19 protein-coding genes are annotated in these 19,244 nt (G+C 45.3%); 8 read left to right on the top strand and 11 right to left on the bottom strand.

The window, feature by feature from the left end:
* Positions 1 to 265 precede the first annotated feature (265 nt).
* The 4 genes from QZ918_RS12700 to QZ918_RS12685 all read left to right on the top strand — a co-directional run bounded on the left by QZ918_RS12700 (position 266) and on the right by QZ918_RS12685 (position 5,590).
* The gene (locus tag QZ918_RS12700; RefSeq protein WP_293146578.1) at positions 266 to 664 is read left to right on the top strand and encodes an anti-sigma regulatory factor; all 399 of its coding nucleotides are present in this window, start codon (positions 266 to 268) and stop codon (positions 662 to 664) included.
* A gap of 251 nt (positions 665 to 915) precedes the next feature.
* The gene (locus tag QZ918_RS12695; RefSeq protein ID WP_293335431.1) at positions 916 to 1,929 is read left to right on the top strand and encodes an ATP-binding SpoIIE family protein phosphatase; all 1,014 of its coding nucleotides are present in this window, start codon (positions 916 to 918) and stop codon (positions 1,927 to 1,929) included.
* Positions 1,930 to 2,175: 246 nt separating this feature from the next.
* A complete protein-coding gene (locus tag QZ918_RS12690; protein ID WP_293335428.1) occupies positions 2,176 to 3,747 on the top strand; it encodes an ATP-binding protein in 1,572 nt (523 codons plus the stop codon).
* Between the two features lie 370 nt (positions 3,748 to 4,117).
* Complete coding sequence (locus QZ918_RS12685; protein WP_293146572.1) at positions 4,118 to 5,590, top strand: MBOAT family O-acyltransferase; 1,473 nt, start codon at positions 4,118 to 4,120, stop codon at positions 5,588 to 5,590.
* A gap of 411 nt (positions 5,591 to 6,001) precedes the next feature.
* On the opposite strand, the gene QZ918_RS12680 is transcribed toward QZ918_RS12685, so the two are convergent.
* Positions 6,002 to 6,826 carry a sulfurtransferase gene (locus tag QZ918_RS12680; protein ID WP_293146570.1) on the bottom strand — a complete coding sequence of 275 codons (825 nt, stop codon included), beginning with the start codon at positions 6,824 to 6,826 and terminating at the stop codon, positions 6,002 to 6,004.
* A gap of 330 nt (positions 6,827 to 7,156) precedes the next feature.
* A complete protein-coding gene (locus QZ918_RS12675; RefSeq protein WP_293335425.1) occupies positions 7,157 to 8,110 on the bottom strand; it encodes a hypothetical protein in 954 nt (317 codons plus the stop codon).
* A 241-nt stretch (positions 8,111 to 8,351) separates the two neighbouring features.
* Between QZ918_RS12675 and QZ918_RS12670 the strand changes: the two genes are divergently transcribed.
* Positions 8,352 to 8,642, top strand: coding sequence for a hypothetical protein (locus tag QZ918_RS12670; protein WP_293146566.1), 291 nt, complete (start codon positions 8,352 to 8,354; stop codon positions 8,640 to 8,642).
* 12 nt (positions 8,643 to 8,654) lie between these two features.
* Entirely contained in the window at positions 8,655 to 10,052 is a 1,398-nt protein-coding gene (gene glmU, locus QZ918_RS12665) for a bifunctional UDP-N-acetylglucosamine diphosphorylase/glucosamine-1-phosphate N-acetyltransferase GlmU (protein ID WP_293335422.1), read from the top strand.
* Between the two features lie 247 nt (positions 10,053 to 10,299).
* On the opposite strand, the gene QZ918_RS12660 is transcribed toward glmU, so the two are convergent.
* The 7 genes from QZ918_RS12660 to QZ918_RS12630 all read right to left on the bottom strand — a co-directional run bounded on the left by QZ918_RS12660 (position 10,300) and on the right by QZ918_RS12630 (position 15,195).
* Positions 10,300 to 11,010 (bottom strand): hypothetical protein, encoded by a 711-nt coding sequence (locus tag QZ918_RS12660; protein ID WP_293335419.1) that lies wholly within the window; start codon positions 11,008 to 11,010, stop codon positions 10,300 to 10,302.
* An 842-nt stretch (positions 11,011 to 11,852) separates the two neighbouring features.
* A complete protein-coding gene (locus QZ918_RS12655; RefSeq protein ID WP_293335416.1) occupies positions 11,853 to 12,347 on the bottom strand; it encodes a hypothetical protein in 495 nt (164 codons plus the stop codon).
* 73 nt (positions 12,348 to 12,420) lie between these two features.
* Entirely contained in the window at positions 12,421 to 12,918 is a 498-nt protein-coding gene (locus QZ918_RS12650; RefSeq protein WP_293335413.1) for a hypothetical protein, read from the bottom strand.
* A 61-nt stretch (positions 12,919 to 12,979) separates the two neighbouring features.
* On the bottom strand, positions 12,980 to 13,240 hold the full coding sequence (locus QZ918_RS12645) for a tetratricopeptide repeat protein (RefSeq protein ID WP_293335410.1): 261 nt from the start codon (positions 13,238 to 13,240) through the stop codon (positions 12,980 to 12,982).
* 22 nt (positions 13,241 to 13,262) lie between these two features.
* Positions 13,263 to 14,039 carry a tetratricopeptide repeat protein gene (locus QZ918_RS12640; RefSeq protein ID WP_293335407.1) on the bottom strand — a complete coding sequence of 259 codons (777 nt, stop codon included), beginning with the start codon at positions 14,037 to 14,039 and terminating at the stop codon, positions 13,263 to 13,265.
* A 23-nt stretch (positions 14,040 to 14,062) separates the two neighbouring features.
* Entirely contained in the window at positions 14,063 to 14,707 is a 645-nt protein-coding gene (locus QZ918_RS12635) for a tetratricopeptide repeat protein (protein ID WP_293335404.1), read from the bottom strand.
* Between the two features lie 110 nt (positions 14,708 to 14,817).
* A complete protein-coding gene (locus QZ918_RS12630) occupies positions 14,818 to 15,195 on the bottom strand; it encodes a hypothetical protein (protein ID WP_293335402.1) in 378 nt (125 codons plus the stop codon).
* Positions 15,196 to 15,392: 197 nt separating this feature from the next.
* Between QZ918_RS12630 and QZ918_RS12625 the strand changes: the two genes are divergently transcribed.
* Positions 15,393 to 16,643, top strand: coding sequence for a WD40 repeat domain-containing protein (locus QZ918_RS12625; RefSeq protein ID WP_293335399.1), 1,251 nt, complete (start codon positions 15,393 to 15,395; stop codon positions 16,641 to 16,643).
* Between the two features lie 228 nt (positions 16,644 to 16,871).
* On the opposite strand, the gene QZ918_RS12620 is transcribed toward QZ918_RS12625, so the two are convergent.
* Complete coding sequence (locus QZ918_RS12620; protein ID WP_293335397.1) at positions 16,872 to 17,846, bottom strand: isoaspartyl peptidase/L-asparaginase; 975 nt, start codon at positions 17,844 to 17,846, stop codon at positions 16,872 to 16,874.
* Between the two features lie 64 nt (positions 17,847 to 17,910).
* Complete coding sequence (locus QZ918_RS12615; protein ID WP_106149998.1) at positions 17,911 to 18,066, bottom strand: DUF2256 domain-containing protein; 156 nt, start codon at positions 18,064 to 18,066, stop codon at positions 17,911 to 17,913.
* A 206-nt stretch (positions 18,067 to 18,272) separates the two neighbouring features.
* On the opposite strand from QZ918_RS12615, the gene QZ918_RS12610 reads away from it, so the two are divergent.
* Positions 18,273 to 19,172 carry an RNA methyltransferase gene (locus QZ918_RS12610; protein WP_293335395.1) on the top strand — a complete coding sequence of 300 codons (900 nt, stop codon included), beginning with the start codon at positions 18,273 to 18,275 and terminating at the stop codon, positions 19,170 to 19,172.
* Positions 19,173 to 19,244 lie beyond the last annotated feature (72 nt).

The following is a 19,244-nucleotide window of genomic DNA, read 5'->3' as shown; positions in this document are numbered from 1 at the left end:
CGATTGACCAATAAGTAAGGTTTGTAGTGCGGACTTCAGTCCGGAGAATCAAGCGGACTGAAGTCCGCACTACAAACAGTTTTTGTGATAGCAATCAACCGGACATGATATGATTTTAATTTCTCCTTTTAAGGAGAGGCTTTCAACCAATTCTTTCTGGTAAATACGTTTTTGATACTGTGAAGATTTATTACAAGGAACTCGCGTGAGGAGTGTCACTTCATATGTTTTGTGGAGAAGTTCTATTTTAACTAGAGTAGCCGCCATGTCAAAACGTGAGACACTAGAAATTCGATCGTCCTCCGATATAGTCCACGTCCGGCAGCAAGTGCGAACCTGGGCTGTAGCAATGGGATTCGGCTTGGTAGACCAAACGAAAATTGTTACCGCAGCCAGCGAACTCGCCCGCAATACTGTAGACTACGGCAAGGGGGGAACTGTAACTCTAGAAATGCTTCAATTAGGTACTCGCAAAGGGCTGCGGCTGATATTTGAAGACAAGGGCCCGGGAATTCCAGACATTGAATTGGCGATGACTGATGGTTATACTTCCGATCGTGGTTTGGGTTTGGGGCTCAGCGGTTCTAAGCGGTTGATGCACGAGTTTGAGATTGTTTCTAAGGTGGGTAAGGGAACTAAAATTGCGATCGTCCGTTGGAGATGAGAGGGGTTCAACAGTTGACAGTTGATAGTTGACAGTTGACAGTTGACAGTTGACAGTTGTCGGTTTTTAAAACGATTGATGATGGGCAAGAAACTGGGTTTCTCCGAGTTTTAGGTTGGGTAACTAGAAATATTCTCAGAAATTAGTTTTCTGAAGTCAGTAACAACTAACAAATAACAACTAACAAATAACAATTAACAACTAATTACTTTTGAAATGTGCACTAGCTTGAGATTAGAACTAGACAAATAATGATAAATGTCCTAGCCTTACCCGTAACAGAAGAAAGTCAAGTCGGAGAAGCGCGACGAATTGCAGTCGCCCTGGCGGCCGAAGTTGGATTTAATGAGACCGATCGCGGTAAAGTTGCAATTGCGATCGCCGAAGCAGCAAAAAACGTTGTCAAACACGCCCGCGAAGGAGAAATTTTGCTGCAAACCGTACAAACAGCGGCAGGATATAGCATTCAAATAGTAGCGCTAGACCGGGGGCCGGGTATGGCAAATGTCGGTCAGTGTTTGCGGGATGGTTTTTCGACTGCGGGAACTCTGGGAACCGGACTCGGCGCGATTCAACGCCTTTCTAGTTTTTTTGATATTCATTCTGTACCGAAACTGGGGACTGCTTTGTTAATGCGACTCTCCCCTACCCAGAATCGGGCGGAAGCTTCGGAAAACAGCAATTATTTGGAATTTGGGGTTGTTCGCTTGCCGAAAGTAGGAGAGCAAATTTGTGGCGATTCCTGGGCGACGCAAAATCATCTGAACAAAAATCTGATTTTAGTTGCTGATGGGCTTGGCTACGGGGTTTTGGCTGAGGAAGCTTCGCAGGAAGCTGTGCGAGTTTTTGGGGAAAACGCTAAACTCGGGCCGAAAGCTATTTTAGAGAAGGCTCACGCTGCTTTAAAAAATACCAGAGGAGCGGCTGCTGCGATCGCCCAGATCGATCGTACTCAAAAAACAATCTGTTTTGCCGGAGTTGGCAACATTACTGCTGTAGTGTTCACAGATAACCAAACTCGCAGCATGGTTTCCTACAACGGCACTGTGGGACACATGATGCGTAAAGTAGCAGAATTTGTCTATCCTTGGTCGTCCCATTCCTTGTTAATTATGCACTCCGATGGTTTGGCGGCACAGTGGGATTTAAACCGCTACCCGGGTTTGGCTGCGAGACATCCGGCTTTAATTGCAGCCGTACTCTACCGAGACTTTAAACGCACTCGCGATGACATGACAGTTGTAGTAGCCAAGTTCAACAGTTGACAGTTGTAGGGGCAGTGCCCCCGTGCCTGCCCTCTTAGTTGACAGTTTAAGAGCGAACTCTACCATTAAGTCCAAGAATTGAAGTAATGAATAGTCTGATTTTAATTTCTCCCTCAAAGCCAGAGGCTTTCAACCAATTCTTTCTGGTAAGACAAACAGCTTGAGAATATTTGCTAACAAGCGTGAAACTGTAGGCTAACTATAAATCACGATCGTCATGAGTGATTTCCCGATCGACAATCCCCAATGCTTCAATGCGAAAAAGGCATGATTTACCCAATTCTGACAACGGAAGTCCGCTTTGAACAAGACATCGTACAAGTACGCCAAAGAGCTCGCCAAATAGGCGCATTGTTGGGATTCGATTCCCAAACACAAACGCGCATCGCGACGGCAGTTTCCGAAATTGCCCGCAATGCTTTTAAATATGCAGGTGGCGGTAAAGTAGAATTTTTTGTGGAAGGGGAATCGCCACAGGTTTTTCGGACTCGGATTTCTGATAGCGGGCCGGGAATTGCTGATTTAGCGCAGGTTTTGAGTCCCAATTTTCGATCGCAAACTGGTGCGGGCCTCGGTTTAGCAGCAGCCAAACGGTTGATGGATGAGGTGCAAATCGATGCGGCGCGCGATCGCGGGACGGCTGTACAATTAATCAAGCAGTTTTCTAAGCAGATGCCTGCGCTGAGTGCGATCGATCTAAACAAATTACTTGATAAACTAGCCCGCCAAATTCCTGAAGATCCCTATGCGGAAATTCAGCAGCAAAATCAAGAATTGCTGCGAACTTTAGACGAACTCCGCCAGCGCCAAGAAGAACTCGTACAATTAAATCAAGAATTAGAAGATACGAATCGCGGAGTCGTCGCACTTTATGCCGAATTGAACGACAAAGCCGAATCTCTCCAGCGAGAGGGCGAACTCAAAACCAGCTTTCTCTCCAACATGAGTCACGAGTTTCGCACTCCGCTAACGACAATTCTCAGTATTTCCGAAATCTTGTTAAATCGCATCGACGGAGAACTTTCGCCGGAACAAGATAAGCAATTAAATTTTATTCGCAAATCTGCCGAATCTCTCGCAGAACTTGTTGATGATTCGTTAGATTTAGCTAAGGTGGAAGCCGGAAAAGTAACGGTTCGCGTGGCTGATTTTGAAGTCGAAGATTTGTTCAGCGCGCTGCGCGGAATGATGCGCCCCCTGCTACCGCAAAACTCGCCCGTCAGTCTAATTTTTGAAGTGCCTTTGGAAGTGCCAACTCTTACTACGGATGAGGGAAAAGTTTCTCAGATTTTGCGGAATCTGATTTCTAATGCGCTGAAATTTACCGAAGCGGGAGAAGTCAGAGTTGCCGCCGAAATGGGAAAGGGGGGAATGGTTACTTTTTCAGTGGCTGATACGGGTATAGGAATTCCAACCGCCGACCAAACGCGGATTTTTGAAGAATTTGTCCAAGTCGAAAATCACTTGCAGAAGGGAGTGAAAGGCACAGGATTGGGATTGTCTCTGTGTAGAAAAATGGCTGAATTTCTGGGGGGGAGTATTGAAATAGAAAGTTCGCCCGGGGTGGGTTCGACTTTTTTGGTGAATTTGCCGATCGCCTATGCTGGAGATTCAACTGGAGATTCAGAAGTATCTGCCCAAATCTCGGCATCTCAACCAGAGGAAACAGGGCGGGCGATCGAGAATTTGCGATCGGCTGCGCGCGATCGGGTACCAAAAGTTGCGATCGTGAAGGAGCAAAAGAGTTTTTCGCTATTTGGTGAAAGACTTGCGGGCAGAAATCCATTGTACTGTGACGTGCACCGCCAACGATGGTAAAGTTTCGAGGTGTGGATATCGCGATCGATCGATTAGGATAACAAACATGGTTTGTAGTGCGCTCTCCCATTCCGCAGCAGCAGAGCGGACTGAAGTCCGTACTACGAACCCTTATGCTGTAAAATGTATGCGTTCTCAGTAGTAACCGTAGGGTGTGCCGCCATTCACAATCTCTCAAAAAACGATTTTTCCAGTAGCGGCGCACCGCTGGCATCGATCGCCTAGTGCAAACAAATTTTAATAGTTAGTATTAGCTTCAGTGTCGATTTAAAAAACAATGAAACAGTAGCCTCGCGCTCCCAACCCACATACAGAATCAGCCCTTCCCACTTCTGCAATCTAAAATCCCAAATCCAAAATCTAAAATCGCATGACTTTCATTTCCCTTCAATATGCCCTGTTTTTATTAGTTTTGTTCGCGGCTTACTGGTTGGTTCCCCTGCGGTGGTGGCGGCTGTTTGTCATGCTGGCGGGAAGTCTGATTTTTTACGCTTCCCTGCAAATTTGGTACATTCCTCTGCTGTTAGTCGGTGTTGTGTTTAATTACTGCTTGGCGATGGCGATTGGGGAACCTTTGGATTGGCGGATTGCTAATGAATCTTGGAATCGCCGGCGCTTGTTGGTACTGTGGCTGGGAATAGGGCTGAATGTTTTGCTGCTGCTGGGTTTTAAGTATGTACCTTTTTTCTTGAATTCGATCGGCACTTTGTTAAATTGGCCTGTTGCTCTCGACGGTGCTAACTGGGTAAAAACTCACGTCATCGCACCCCTGGGATTGAGTTTCTTTTGCTTTGAATGCATTGCTTATTTGATTGACGTGTACCGAGGCGCGCCGGCTGCTACTTCGCTGCTGCACTTTGCTGCTTACAAGTTGTTTTTTGCGAAACTGATTTCCGGGCCCATTACTCGCTATCATAATTTGATATATCAACTCAAATCCCAGAAATTTCCGACGCCCGATCGCATTTCTGAGGCCCTTTGGACGATCGCCTTTGGTGCAGTCAAAAAAGGTCTTTTCGCCGACAACTTGGGAATTTATGTCGATTTAAGTTTTACCAACTTGCAGCGCGCTGGTAGCGAGGATTTGTGGCTGGCGATTTTTGCTTACGGGCTGCAACTTTATCTCGATTTTAGCGGCTACGTTGACATGGCGCGCGGTACTGCTTTGCTGCTGGGTTGGTACTTGCCACCAAATTTTGATTTTCCTTATTTTAGTACGAGCATCGCTGATTTTTGGCGGCGCTGGCACATGACTTTGGGGGATTGGCTGCGGAATTATTTGTATTTTCCCTTGGGAGGTTCGCGCGTTGGTTTGTGGCGCACTTGTTTCAATTTGTCTCTCGTCATGTTAATTGCGGGAATTTGGCACGGTGCAGCTTGGGGATTCATAGTGTGGGGGGGTTTGCACGGTTTGGCTTTGGCGGTGCACCGGGTGACGGATGTGACTTTTAAGAAGTTGCGGATCGACTTTTTGTGGGAAAATCCGATCGGAATGGCGATCGGTTGGCTGTTAACTCAGGCGATGGTTTTTGGTAGTTGGATATTTTTCCGGCTTCCCGATTTAAAGAATTCGGGATGGGCTATTTCGCATTTGTGGGGGCATCCTGCTGATGTGCAGTTTTCGCATAAAGTTTATGTGGAAGCTTTGGGCTTGGAAAGAATACATTTAACTTGGATGTTGGCTGCTGTGGCTGCTGCAATGCTGGGGAATTATATTTTGAGTCGCGGTTTGAAGTTGGAGTTAAATTGGCCAGTGAAATTGGTGTTAGTGCCGCTTTGTTTGTATGCGGTTTGGGTGTTGGCGCCGGAAGGCGGTTTACCTTATATTTATTTCGATTTTTAGGGTATGATACTAAATCTGGGTAACATATCCCCCTTGATGATTGAACCGCGAAGACGCGAAGAACGCGAAGAAAGAAGAAAGAAGAAAGAAGAGTCAGAAGATAAAGGGAGGTTGTCAAATCGGATTTGCTATAATACCAAGTCCGAGTTAAAAACCCCGTTTATTTCTTATACCAAATCCGGGTCAGAAAACCCCTTTATCATCCACGATTGCGTAGGGTGCGTCGCTACGAAAAACTCTGGCTGCTTGCAACTATTTTTGAGCGATGCACCCTACGACTAACTTTTATCGTTTCCGGTTGTATCGGAATTATTTAACCGCAGAGGGCGCAGAGGGCGCAGAGAGAGAAGATAGAGATGAATACAAGACGATGCAATCGGATTTGATATTATTGGTGCTTTGATATGCACTCTACAACTGATAGGAACACCAGTCACTCCAGCTACCGACATAGAGTTTAGCAGCGGGAATTCCGGCGATTTCTAAGGATAGTAAATTTACGCAAGCTGTCACGCCGGAACCGCAATAAACGATGATTTCTTCGGCTTTTTCTAATTCCGCCCACCGCTGTTTTTGTTCGGAGTTCGATCGCACTTTTCCAGTTTCCTCGGTCACTCCTTGCCAAGGGTAGTTGACAGCACCCGGAATGTGGCCTGCAATAGGGTCGATCGGCTCCCGCAAACCCTCGTATCTCTCACTTTCTCGCGAATCAACCAAAACTGTCTCCGGCAAGTCTTTTCGCTCTTTTACAGCCTCGATATCTACCGCCATATCTGGCTGCAATTGCACTACAAATTTACCCGCGCGAGGTTTTGTCCAAGTATCTGTTACCGGATATCCCGCCGCTTTCCAAGCGCTGAAACCGCCGTCTAACAAAGCGACTTTGCTGTGTCCCATGTATCGCAGCAGCCACCACAAACGAGATGCAAATGCCAGTCGCGAATCGTCATAAGCCACGACTAAAGTTTCTGATGAATTAATGCCGATAGCGCTGAATTTCTTAGCTAATTCTGCAATATTGGGCAGCGGGTGTCTGCCGCCGTGGGTGCCAACTACACTCGCCAGATCTTCGTTTAAATCTAAATAGAAAGATCCGGGAATGTGACTTTCTTGATATTGTTTTTGTCCCAATTTTCGATCGGCGAGAGCAAATCGACAGTCCACAATTACCACTTGCGGATTTTCGGTATTGGCGGCCAACCATTCAGGGGAAACGATTAAATTGTTGTCATTCATAACTATTCAAATTTGTGATAGGACATCTCTCGGTACTTCATAAATACCCGCAGAATATCTAGGCTAATTCTTAGGTATGTAGTTGCGCTTAAGCGCTCTTTGAGATATATAAGAAATAGCGCTAGAGCTAGGCTAATTCTTAGGTATGTAGTTGCGCTTAAGCGCTCTTTGAGATACATGAGAAAAAGCGCTGAAGCGCAACTACGTACCTTTTGTTCTCCGGTTCGGCTTTTTTGGAAGATCTAAGCTAATTTTCAGGTATGTAGTTGCGATGAAAGCGCTCTTTTATATATATAAGCAAGAGCGCTTAAGCGCAACTACGTACCTAATTTATCGAGAAGGAGTTGCTTTCTCCGGTTCGGCTTTTTCGGAATTAGCTTTTTTAGAATTAGGTTTTTTGGAACTTTCTTTTTCGGAATTAGCTTTCTTAGGATTAGGTTTTACCGCTGTTGCGGGAGTTGGCTCTAGGGGAGGTGGATTTACTGCTGATTCTTGAGCGTAAAGCAGATATTTTTGATACTCGATTACTTTTGTCTGAGCTAGTTCGTGGTTGGCGCTGGACACGGGTACTCTTCTCATCAACGATACCGCTTCTTGCCAGCGATCGGCAACGATCGTCCAATCTTCCTTCGTTTTTGCCGATCGCCCTAACTCTGCTGCTTTGACTGCGCTGTTAACGGCTTCTCGAAAGGTATCCGGTACAGTTGCTACATTGGCAGTAGTTTCATCTGGATTCTTCAGAGCAGTTGCTGGCGGCTCGTTTAACATCTTACTGACAAATGCCACCACGGCGATCGCCAAAATACCCGTTACCAGCCCGACGACAATGAAAGTCGATCGCAATCGGTTCTCAAATGCAGCCAATTCCGGCGATTTCTCCTCATCCATATCTGTACTCTCTCTTTCTGTGCGATCGTCCATATTAGCAACATTAGCAACCGCAATATTAGGGACAGATTCTCCTGCAAAGCTTTGTGGTTCCAAAATGCTGCTCTCCAAACTAAACTCTTGACTCCAAGCAGCCCCAATCTCACCGCTTTCTCGCCCCTCAACCTTCACTTTGCGAATCGAATTTGGCTGCAAATCCGTCAGTTTTTCACGGACAAAATCAACTAATGTATCTTCTATCGGTAGTTGCTCTGCCTCCAGAATTACATCCAAACAGTCGCCGTTGAGATTCGCGGAGGCTGCGATCCCTTCAGATGGCAACTGGCTGTTGAGCCAAGATGCGATCGCCTGTGGATTTCCCTGCTTGGCAAGTTCCTGAAAATTAAGCTCTGTCATAGCTGGACACCTGATTGCAGAAAGAAAGGAAGAAGGAAGAAGGAAGAAGGAAGAAGGAAGTTCGGCAACGGATTCTGTAGCGGATGTAACGGATGTAACGGATTCAGTCCGATGGAAGTCGGAAGAAGGAAGTCGGAAGAAGGAAGTCGGAAGAAGGAACTAATAGTTTTTTTGAGTTGAAAACACCATAACTGAAATTCAACGAACAGTATAATCTATCTCGGTAAATCCCAGATCAAAGATGCAAATAATTTCTCTCTGTCTCCGTCCCATCTCTTGGGGAAGGACTGAAGTCCTTACTACGAAACGAACTCAGGTTCGTAGTGAGGACTTCAGTCCTCAGAAATTTGATATCGGGCGCGCAACTCCAGATACCACAACCGTAGCGCCTCAAACGGACATCCGGCTGGAAAAAGACGCAGTACGCCCGGATTCGAGATTGGAGATTAAAAAATTGTGCGATCGCAGTGCCATCGACGGACAGCGAGTGATATCATCATTTAGTCAATATTCTAGTTTTTATAGCAAATAGCTCGATCGCACAATGATAGCAATAGCAATTTTAGCTGCTGGACGCGGCACGCGCATGAAATCTGACTTGCCCAAAGTTCTCCACGAATTGGGTGGTCGATCGCTAGTTGAGCGAGTCCTCCAAAGTTGTCAAGAAATTGAAATTTCTCGGCGACTTGTCATAGTCGGTTATCGAGGTGAACTCGTTAAACAATCCCTGATGGAAAGTCAAGAAATACCGGAAAATCCTGATTTTCCTCCCCTAGAATTTGTCGAACAAACCGAACAATTGGGAACCGGTCACGCCATCCAGCAATTGCTGCCTCACTTAAAGGGATTTCCAGGAGATTTGCTGGTATTAAATGGGGATGTACCTTTGCTGAGGGCAGAAACTATCAAACAATTGATGGCAATTCACCAACAGCACAAAAACTCTGCTACTATATTGACAGCTAATTTGCCGAATCCTCAAGGATACGGGCGAGTATTTACTGACAGTCAAAACTTTGTCCAGCAAATTGTCGAAGATCGCGACTGTACAACAGCTCAAAAGAAAAACCAGCGAATCAATGCAGGTGTTTATTGTTTTCACTGGCCGCATTTAGAGAAAATTTTGCCAGATTTAAAAGCAGACAATGACCAAAAAGAATATTACCTAACTGATACGGTAAGTATTCTCTCTCCCGTGATGGCGGTGGATGTTGAAGATTATCAAGAAATCTTGGGAATTAACGATCGCAAACATTTAGCTACAGCTTCCGATATTTTGCAAGCGCGGGTAAAGGATAAGTGGATGAAAGCGGGCGTGACGCTGATCGATCCCAACAGCATCACGATCGACGATACCGTAGAGTTGCAGCCGGATGTGGTAATTGAACCGCAAACTCACTTGCGGGGTAAAACTTCGATCGCCTCTGGAAGTCGCATCGGGCCCGGTAGTTTGATTGAAAACAGTCAAATCAAAGAAAACGTGACTGTGCTTTATTCGGTAATTTCGGACAGTACGGTGTCGGAAAATTCACGAATTGGGCCCTACGCACACTTGCGGGGACACGCACAAATAGGCGCCAACTGTCGCGTCGGCAATTTTGTAGAATTGAAAAATACTCAAATTGGCGATCGAACTAATGTCGCTCACTTGTCTTATTTAGGCGACGCGACTTTGGGAGAAAAAGTCAACATCGGTGCAGGGACAATTACCGCCAATTACGACGGCAAAAATAAGCACAAAACTCAAATAGGCGATCGCACTAAAATCGGTGCAAACAGCGTGCTAGTTGCACCGATAACTGTGGGGGAAGATGTGACTGTGGCCGCAGGTTCTGCGGTAACGGAAGATGTGCCGGACGATTGTTTAGTAATTGCGCGATCGCGCCAAGTTATCAAACCAGGTTGGAAATTGAAAGATCGAAACAAAGAACTAGGTTTGTAGTGAGGACTTTAGTCCGCAAAAAGAACTAGGTTTGTAGTGAGGACTTTAGTCCGCAAAAAAAACTAGGTTTGTAGTGAGGACTTTAGTCCGCAAAAATAACTAGGTTTGTAGTGAAGACAGGTTTGTAGTGAGGACTTTAGTCCGCAAAAAAAACTAGGTTTGTAGTGAGGACTTTAGTCCGCAAAAAAAACTAGGTTTGTAGTGAGGACTTTAGTCCGCAAAAAGAACCAGGTTTGTAGTGAGGACTTTAGGCGACAGAATTTTCACTCTGACTGCAATCATCACTACAAATACTTTCGTGCGATCGCGCGTGGAGGTAGTTGTTAATCGCTTTGGCGATTTCTACTTGCTTGTAAGGGTTCATAGTGTGGGGAAGGGATATGCGATCTCCTCCAGAAACTAACAGTCTAACTTGGTACCAAACATCATGATCCCGATCTCTCGTGCGATCGACTTCCACCCCATAAATCTCGAACAGAGAGCGTTTAATTACTTTACGAGCCAACAAACCCCGCCGTTTAACAGTCAAGGTGTTGGAAGTTCCATCGAAGCTGTAGGTTTCTTTATTTCCCAAGGCGATGACTCCGACTCCTGCGAGCAAAAATATGCCTCCTGTCCATCCCAACCAGCGATCGTCTTGGCTTAAGCGCAGCAAGCGAGATTTTGCATTTTTCAGATAAAAATTGATGTCGGAAGCAACAGCCTCTTTATTCCCCCAGTTAGTCGAGTTAGCACTCAAAGGAACATCGCCAACATTCGTCACAAGTACAACTCTGCTTTTGGCTCCAAATCTTTCTACTTTTGCTCCCTGCAAAGCAGCAAGATGAATTTCTTGGATGTTCGATCCCAGTAAGTGCGATCGCACCAACTGGCAATTTCCTTGTTTTTCCTGCGATCGCTGGCAGATCAAAGTTGCTGCATGATAGTCAAAAGTCAGCCCGATCAGTCCAAATGTCATTAATAAACAACTAGGGAACCAAAAATCCAATATGCTTTTGGTCTGAATTATTAGTTCAGTTGCCGTGTGCTTAATTATTTTCATTTACTTCACCCTTTAACTCCAAAACTGATGTTACAGATCGACTTCCCGACCAGGCTAGGTCAAATTGTTAACTTATATATTATTGGAAGCGATCCTATGGAATAACCCTTTTTATCTTGCTAATAGGCTAGCACTAAAATTTCTGACCGACAACAAGTGTCGCGAGTTAAGCTGCGGCTGCGTTTGAGAGAGCTTTCCGCGATCTAAGGAGATGAATCGTAAAAATATATTAATTATCTCATTGGGAGTCAAACGTTAGCTTTCTAGCGCGATCGTACAGGAAGTAATGGCAAACAAAAATGAAGAAAACTTTATAATGTAACAGAATGTAAAGTTTATTGGCGCCTACCTAAGTATCGTTAATTATTGATTTGGGCGATTCAGCCCAGAGGGATAGCTGCGCCGCGCGTACTTAAAGTCGCAGGTGCATTCATTTAGTGCGATCGCTTGTCCAAGTAGCTACAAATCAAGTCAGCTATTATTTGTTGTTTTTGCTTGCTGCTGTTAAAGTATAACGGTGTTTAGAAAGATGAGGTACGTTGTTGGGCTTCAGCCCCTATACGCTTAGTGGTTATATAACCTGTCAGTCATACCTCATCTTTCTGATAAATGCTATAGTAGCGAATACCTTAATTTTTATATTTTCCTGTGCCTACTTCTACTCATAAATCTCGGAATAAAAGTATTGGGTAAAATTATTCACCCGCCCACCCGTTATTCAACAGTCATTTTGCCGAAAGTTCTATCAAATCTATAGATTATAATTCTTCGCGTTTCTCAACATATTTGAATACCCCACCCAGCACAAATATGCTCCCAAATAGCCATCCAAACCAGCGATCGTCTTGACTTACATTCAACGATTTGCGATCGGCATTTGCAACAAAATTATTGATTTCGTTAGCAATATAATTTTTATCGCCCCAACGAGTGTTGTAACTCGTAAACGAAATTCTGCCCGATTTGGTTAAAAGTACAACGTTAGTGCTATCCTTCCTACCTTTGGTAACTATGGCTCCCAGTAAATCATCGAGAGATATTTCTTGAGTATTTGAATCCGACAAGCTTGATTCTGTTAGTTTACACTTGCCTTGCTTAAATTCTATTCTCTGGCAACTTAGATTTGTAGTTGGTGCACAAAAAATCAGCCACAATCCAAGGACAATTAAGGGTAAGCTAGACAATAAGTCCAGCCAGATGTTAGAACGTTCAAATTTTAATTCATTAAATGGTGTTCCCTTGAGTTTTTTCATGAATTCATCCTTTTGATGGTACAAAAAATTGAATTGCTTATTTTTGTGTTGTTTCCATTCTATCATGCACAGATTATTTGACAAGGCCTCCGGTGCACTTGCTTGGCAAAGATATTGCTTCAGTGCGATCGTAGCTCGTCGAGACATAGCTGCGGATTAAGTCAGCCATTTGGCATTGTTCTGTTACTGAATTGCTTCTCAAACAAATGCGATCGCAACCCAACATTAATAACTCAACATAGTAGCTATAATTTCCTTCGCCATCTCCTATTTCCTCTAATTCCACCGCACAAATATCGCGAATTGATCGTTCGGCAACATGATTAAGCGACAAACCCCGTCGTTTAACGGTCATTTTCCCCAAAGTTTTATCAAAGATATAGATTTCAGATATCGCGCCGTCCAACAAACACAGGGAGAACAACAGAAATATGCCTCCCCCTATCCAATTGCAGGCAAAGATAATCTGCAAGAATCCGATTGCGATGAAAGGAGAAATTAATAGCAATCCATTCCAGATTCTAGAAGTTTGAATCGTTAGTTGGGTTGGTGTTTGTTTGAGAATAATCATAAGTTTACCCTGTTATTATTGTTTGGAAAATGATGTGAATTACTAATTTATAATCCACGGATTATTTAGTCCGGCGGCCGACGATCGCCATTTTGGTATTGTCAACAGCCTGGACAGCACAAGCATCGTCCGGAAGCACCTGCAAAGCTCTGTTAAAATTGATTAAAGCCGTTTGATAGTCTCTCTGTGCGTAGCAGACATAGCCAAGTTTCATTAATTTTTTGAATTCATCTTTGTTTGCTACCGGGTACAGATGCTGCATCCGAGGAGATGGCTGAGTACCCGGAGATGATTCTTGAGTTGCTGGTGGGTGGGGAAACATCGGTTTGTTGAGTCTAAGTGCATCAATCTTGATAATCTGAACCTCGCTTTCCCATCATTCCCCAATAAGCCACACCGTAAAGTTGAGCAGCCTGCATTGCTTCCTCGTCATAGCCTTGAGCTTTGAACAAAGCCTCGGCCTCTTTGAGATAGCCCATTGCTTGTTGTTTATTGTTGGTTGCATCTTGAACCATCAAAGCTAATCCCAATTTCATGCGAGCATCAGCATCATTAGCATCACTTTTAATTGCTGTTTGCCAGTGGGCAATTTCCTCTTCTATAGTGTCCCATTTTAGTTCGTTAGATTTGTTTGTGGGAAAGCCATCAATACCGTAATTGGTGATATTCAAGAATGTCGCAATGACTTCGGCTGTTTTGTGCTTGCTTCCTACACCAGTGCTGAAGCTAGAAGTTAGAGGAACACGTCGCTTACCTGAGTTCAACACCAGACATACACGATAGGTATTGCTCTCACTGCTCGACATCTCCTGTATTTCCACACCTGAAATATCTTGAAGCAGGTGTTTGATCAGTTTCTTTTTGCCAATGAGTGGTTTATGCCGCTTGATAGTCATATGACCGAGATTTTTGTCAAATGCAATGGTCTCAATTTCTACAAATATCACTATCAGCAAACCAACGACAGCAAATAAATAAAGGAAAAAACTGCCAGAAGACAAACCTCCAAATACGCCGACTAATAAAAAACTCCCCCCAACAAATAGCCCCATCCAAAATGCGAACATTTCTACGAATTCTAGTTTGTCTGCTGTCTGTTTCATGATTTTATTTTGAATCAATTTTAAGTGAATGTGGACGTAGATTATTTAGCTTTTGCTTGAGCGATCGCCTTTTTGGTATCGACAACAGCCTTGAGGGCTTCAGCATCGCCGGGATTCGCTTGTACAGCTCTGTTAAAATTGATTAAAGCTGTTTGATAATCTCCCTGTCCGTAGTAGGCATAACCGAGCTTCATCGATTGTTTGAAGTCATATTGTTGACCGCCAACGGTACCAAAGCTAGGCTCAGGAATAGGTGCTGGCGAAAGTTGAGGGGATGACTCGGAACTAGGAGATTTCTCGGAAGCAGGAGATTGCTCTTGACTTGGCGATGAAGAAGTGCTGAAATCTGAAGGAAAAGAAGAGGGCGATTGCTCGCTAGATCCTTGGTTTACGGTTATGGTTCCCGACTGAGCCAATTTTGTAAACTCTGCGCCATAACTTACCACAGTAATAATGCCTCCTAATAAAAACATTGGCCATGCAGCTAGTTGAATCAAAAGTGTTTTTCTGATTTTTTTATTGCTCCATTTTTTAATATAAAAAATTAAGGAAGCAAATGGAATAAACCAGTAAAGTAATCCCCAAACTACTTCTTCTTGGAAAGCTTGAACTAATCCCCAGATATAGCCAACAGTAGCTAAAAGAAAACCCAGACAAAAAAATAAGGCGATCGCAATTTCAGACATTTTCTATTTCTCCGTTTGATATATAGTTGTTTTCCAAATCGATTGCTTCAAGTCAAATGGTTGAGCAGCAACAAGCACAGAATTAGGCTCGTAACGGTTGCTGCGGAAACTTAAGGAGATGGTTTGCGTTTGGGAGCAGGCGATAGCTTAGGTGATGGAGAAGTATTGGAATCCGAAGGAAAAGCAGAGGGCGATTGCTCGTTAGAACCCGGATCTACATTAGGTGAGGGTGCGGGTGCAAAAATTGCTGTAGTAATGCTTCCCAATACAATCATGAACCATCCAGCACATTGAATTAAAAAAGTTTTTCTAATTTTGAGATTACCCCATTTTTTGGCATAAAAAACGAATCCAGCAAATGGGACAACTAGGTAAAGCACACCCCAAACAACCTCCTCTTGGAAAGCTTGAACCAATCCCCAGATAGAACCAACTAAACTTAAAACTAAACCTAGAGCAAAAAATAAGCCGATCGCAATTCCAGACATTTTCTATTTCTCCGCTTGATGTATAGTTGTTTTGCAAACTGTAAAGGTAAGGATTGAAACGCATTTTCAACCCGAAACTCTTTTGGCTGTTTGCTGTGTTAAAAATAGATTAGTGGTGAAAGCAGTCCGATCGCGCACAGCGAATGTTAGGATTTTGGTTAGGATTTTGACTAGGAACTCGATCGCGACTGCCACAAATGATACCCTCAAACCTCGATCGACCCGAAGAACCGTTTGTACGGGCAATTTACGACTGGGACATCGAAAAGCTTTACAGCGACTTAGCAAACGCCAAACTAGAATTCGCCCCCCACACCAGAAGAGGGCTGACACCCGTGGAAAAAAGGCACTTGTGCGGCTTGCTGTGCGGCTACAGCCCGTCTGAGATGGCGGTACTTCTGAACAAACAAATCAAGGGTGTAGAGGTTGACTTATCCAAAACTTTGTACCGATACATAGAAATATTGACAAAGCGGCCCCGAAATGCACTCAAAAATTGGAGAGACGCGATCGACTGGCTGGTAATAGCCGGGTATAAAAAACAACCAAAAACCTCATCCGCCGCAGTCTTAAAAGCAACTCTCCAGCATTCAGACAGCATTCTCTCGGCTGCGATCAGTCCCGACGGACAATTACTAGCAACCGGTTCTCACGACAGTACAGTGAAAGTTTGGAGTTTGCACAGCGGGGAACTGCTGCGGACTATTTGCGGACATTCAACCCCTGTGTTGCTAGTTGCTTTCAGCCCTGCTAGCAAAACGCTGCTAACGCGATCGCGCGCGGGCACAGTCAAACTGTGGAACCTGCAAAATGGGGAACAGATGAAGCGTTTAGCAGACGTACACCGCCACGAATCTGTGGCTGTGAGTCCCGACTGGCAAATTTTGGCGATCGGCACCACCTGCGGCACTGTCAAGCTGCAACACCTCAACAGCGGCCAACTGTTGCAAGTTTTGAAAGGCTATCAAGGAGATGACATAAGTGCGATCGCCCTGAGTCCCAACGGCAAAATGTTAATAGCCAGCGGGCTGAATGCAACCAGCGGTTTCTGTCGCGCTACCGTCACTTTGTGGGAATTACCGGGGGGAGAAGTGCGGCGAACATTTGGTAGCGAAAATTATGTAGCAATTACTCCAGACAGCCAAATTCTAGTCTGTCATGCCAACAAAACGATCGCCCTGTGGAATTTGGAAACAGGCGAATTATTGCATTCGGTGCAAACCGGAATTCGCATCACTTCCGCCGCCGCCATTAGCCCCGACGGGAAATATTTTGCTGTGGGCTGTTTTGACGGTACTGTTAGGATTTGGAATTTGCGCGGCGAATTGTTGCACGCTTTGGAGGGACATTCGGGCCCGGTGTCGGCGGTGGCGATCGGGCTTTTGGGCGAAACTCTGGTCAGCGGTAGCGATAATGGTACAGTTAAAGTTTGGCAGTTGCGAATATAATATTGATCTCAATAATTATTGCTAAATTATTAAAACTAGCAAATCCTGCTAAGGACAAAAACGGACGGTTCGTAGTGCGGACTTCAGTCCGCAAAATCCCAAATACTGCGGACTGAAGTCCGCACTACAAACTAATCTGTTCGTAGTGCGGACTTCAGTCCGCAAAATCCCAAATACTGCGGACTGAAGTCCGCACTACAAACTAATACCGAAAATCAAACGTCTTTTCTAAGCAACAAAAACTAACGTTCCCTTGTTTGCTTCCAAAGTATTGCCCATTTCCGTACCGTTGTGAAAAGCACCGAGAATGATCTCGCTAGTTTTGCCGATCGCGATCGCACCATTAGCATCAATCCCGATCGCACCAAAATCTCGTTTGCGATCGTCAGCTTCCGCAAAAGAACGCTCAAAAGCAGCTTTCAAACTCAAACCATCCGTTACCCGAATCACAATTCGCGCCGCCAAACACTCATCCATGATGTGCTCGCCGATACCAGTACAGCTAACCGCCGCATTGCCCGTCGCGTAATTTCCTGCCGGCATTGCTGAGTCGCTAACGCGCCCGATGCGCTCAAAACCCTTGCCGCCAGTCGAAGTTCCAGCAGCTAAGCGTCCCTGAGTATCCAAAGCTACAACCCCGATCGTGCCTACCCCCCTTTCTCCCCCCTTACCAAGGGGGGACAGGGGGGGTGAGGCAGGTTCCGCAACCACAGTAGCCATTGATTTGTTAAAATTGCCTTGGCGTTCCTGCATCCACTCGTGCAATCGCAAATCCGTCATCGGATCGTAAATCGGCAACTGAAGTTCTCGCAGCAATTCCGCCGCACCGTAATCTGAGAGTACGCGATCGTCCGAAGTCTGCAAAAATTGAGCAAGTTCGATCGGATTTTGAACGCGAGCCACATTAATCGTGCCGCTGAAACGCTGCGCCAAACCGTCCATCAGCGAAGCACTCATCCGAATTTGCCCGTCCGACTGTACCACAGAACCCGTACCCGCATTAAATCGCGGGTCATCTTCCAACAACCGACAGCCCTGCACTACTGCATCTACGGCACTTGCGCCATTTTTCAGCAGCGGATACACTGCCTCCAAAACATCGTAAAGCGACTTCCGCACCGCTTCAATTCCGCCCTTGCTTTGCAGACAACTACCGGCACCGCCGTGAATAACTAGCTTTGGTTGCACCTGTTGCGATGCCATACTTATAACCGTGAAATTTTTCCTTTGCAATCTTAGCCTCAGTTTGGCAAATGGCAAGACATTCTTAATTTTCTGTGCTATTGCGGCGGCGGCGACAGCGATCGGAGCAGTATTTGACTTCATCCCAGCAGTCAGCCCATTTTTTGCGCCAGGTAAAAGGTCGATCGCACACGGGGCACATTTTAGTCGGTAAATCAGATTTCGCTCGCTGCTTTGCCATGCTAATTTTGACAGTAGTAGATTAACTATAGCCTTTCTCAATTAGGTGAGGTAATCGGGCATCGGGAATCGGGAATCGGGAATGGTTACTTGTTAGTGATTTTTCTAATAGTCAATTACCAATTACCTGTTTGCCCAATGCCCTATGACCAATGCCCTATGACCAATGCCCAATGCCCAATGCCCAATGCCCAATTACAAAATTAAATGATCGCAACGGCCGCCGCCAACATCCGAATCGTCTTAGTCGAACCCGCAGGGCCGTTGAATGTGGGCTCTGTGGCCCGCGTGATGAAAAATATGGGTTTGCACCAATTAATTTTGGTAAATCCCCAGTGCGATTATTTAGGGGAAGAAGCTCGGTTGATGGCTGTGCGCGCCGCCGACATACTGGAAACGGCGACAGTAGTTGAGAGTTTGCCGGCTGCTTTGGTAGGATGTGTCAGGGCGATCGCAACTACAGGAGATGATTGTCGATCGCACCCAATGCCGCTAGAATCACCCGCAGATGCTTTACCTTGGTTGCTAGAAGCCCCCAGCGCCTTAATTTTTGGTCGAGAAGATTGTGGATTGACTAACGCCGAATTAAACCGCGCCCAGCGCTTGATTCGGATTAAGAGCAGCGATGCTTACACTTCCTTAAATCTCGCCCAAGCTGTAGCTATTTGCTGCTATGAATTGTACCGGCAAGAAGGTTCGGCAACGGATTTTGTAGCGGATGTAACGGATGTAACGGAGAGAAACAAGGAAGAGCGAATCTTTTCCCAATCTCCCCTTCCCCCCCTCTCCCCCTCTCCCAATCCCTCCCTCTCCCAATCATCCCCTCTCCCCAACAGTGTTCCGTTGGAACAGTTAGAGGGATACTACGAGCAACTAGAAGGGCTGCTGCTGAAAATTGGTTATTTGCAGCCGCACACAGCAGCAAGTCGGATGGAAAAATTTCGGCGTTTGTACAACAGGGCTTATCCGACAGTGGATGAAGTCGCCATGCTGCGGGGCGTGCTCCGCCAAACAGAATGGGGATTGAAAAGTTATCCGCGATCGCCAGTTTCTGATACTCTGGATGGGGCGTTGCCGGAAAATCCGGGCGACATTAAGTCAGAGTAGTAGCAATTTGAGATTTTCAGATTGCCAAGCTAAGATTTTTGTGTAAATTTCGGGATTTTTGGGTATGTTTAG

The sequence above is a fragment of the Microcoleus sp. CAWBG58 genome (assembly GCF_020883045.1).
In the GTDB taxonomy this organism is placed as follows: domain Bacteria; phylum Cyanobacteriota; class Cyanobacteriia; order Cyanobacteriales; family Microcoleaceae; genus Microcoleus.
This window is presented reverse-complemented; position numbering and strand designations above follow the sequence as displayed.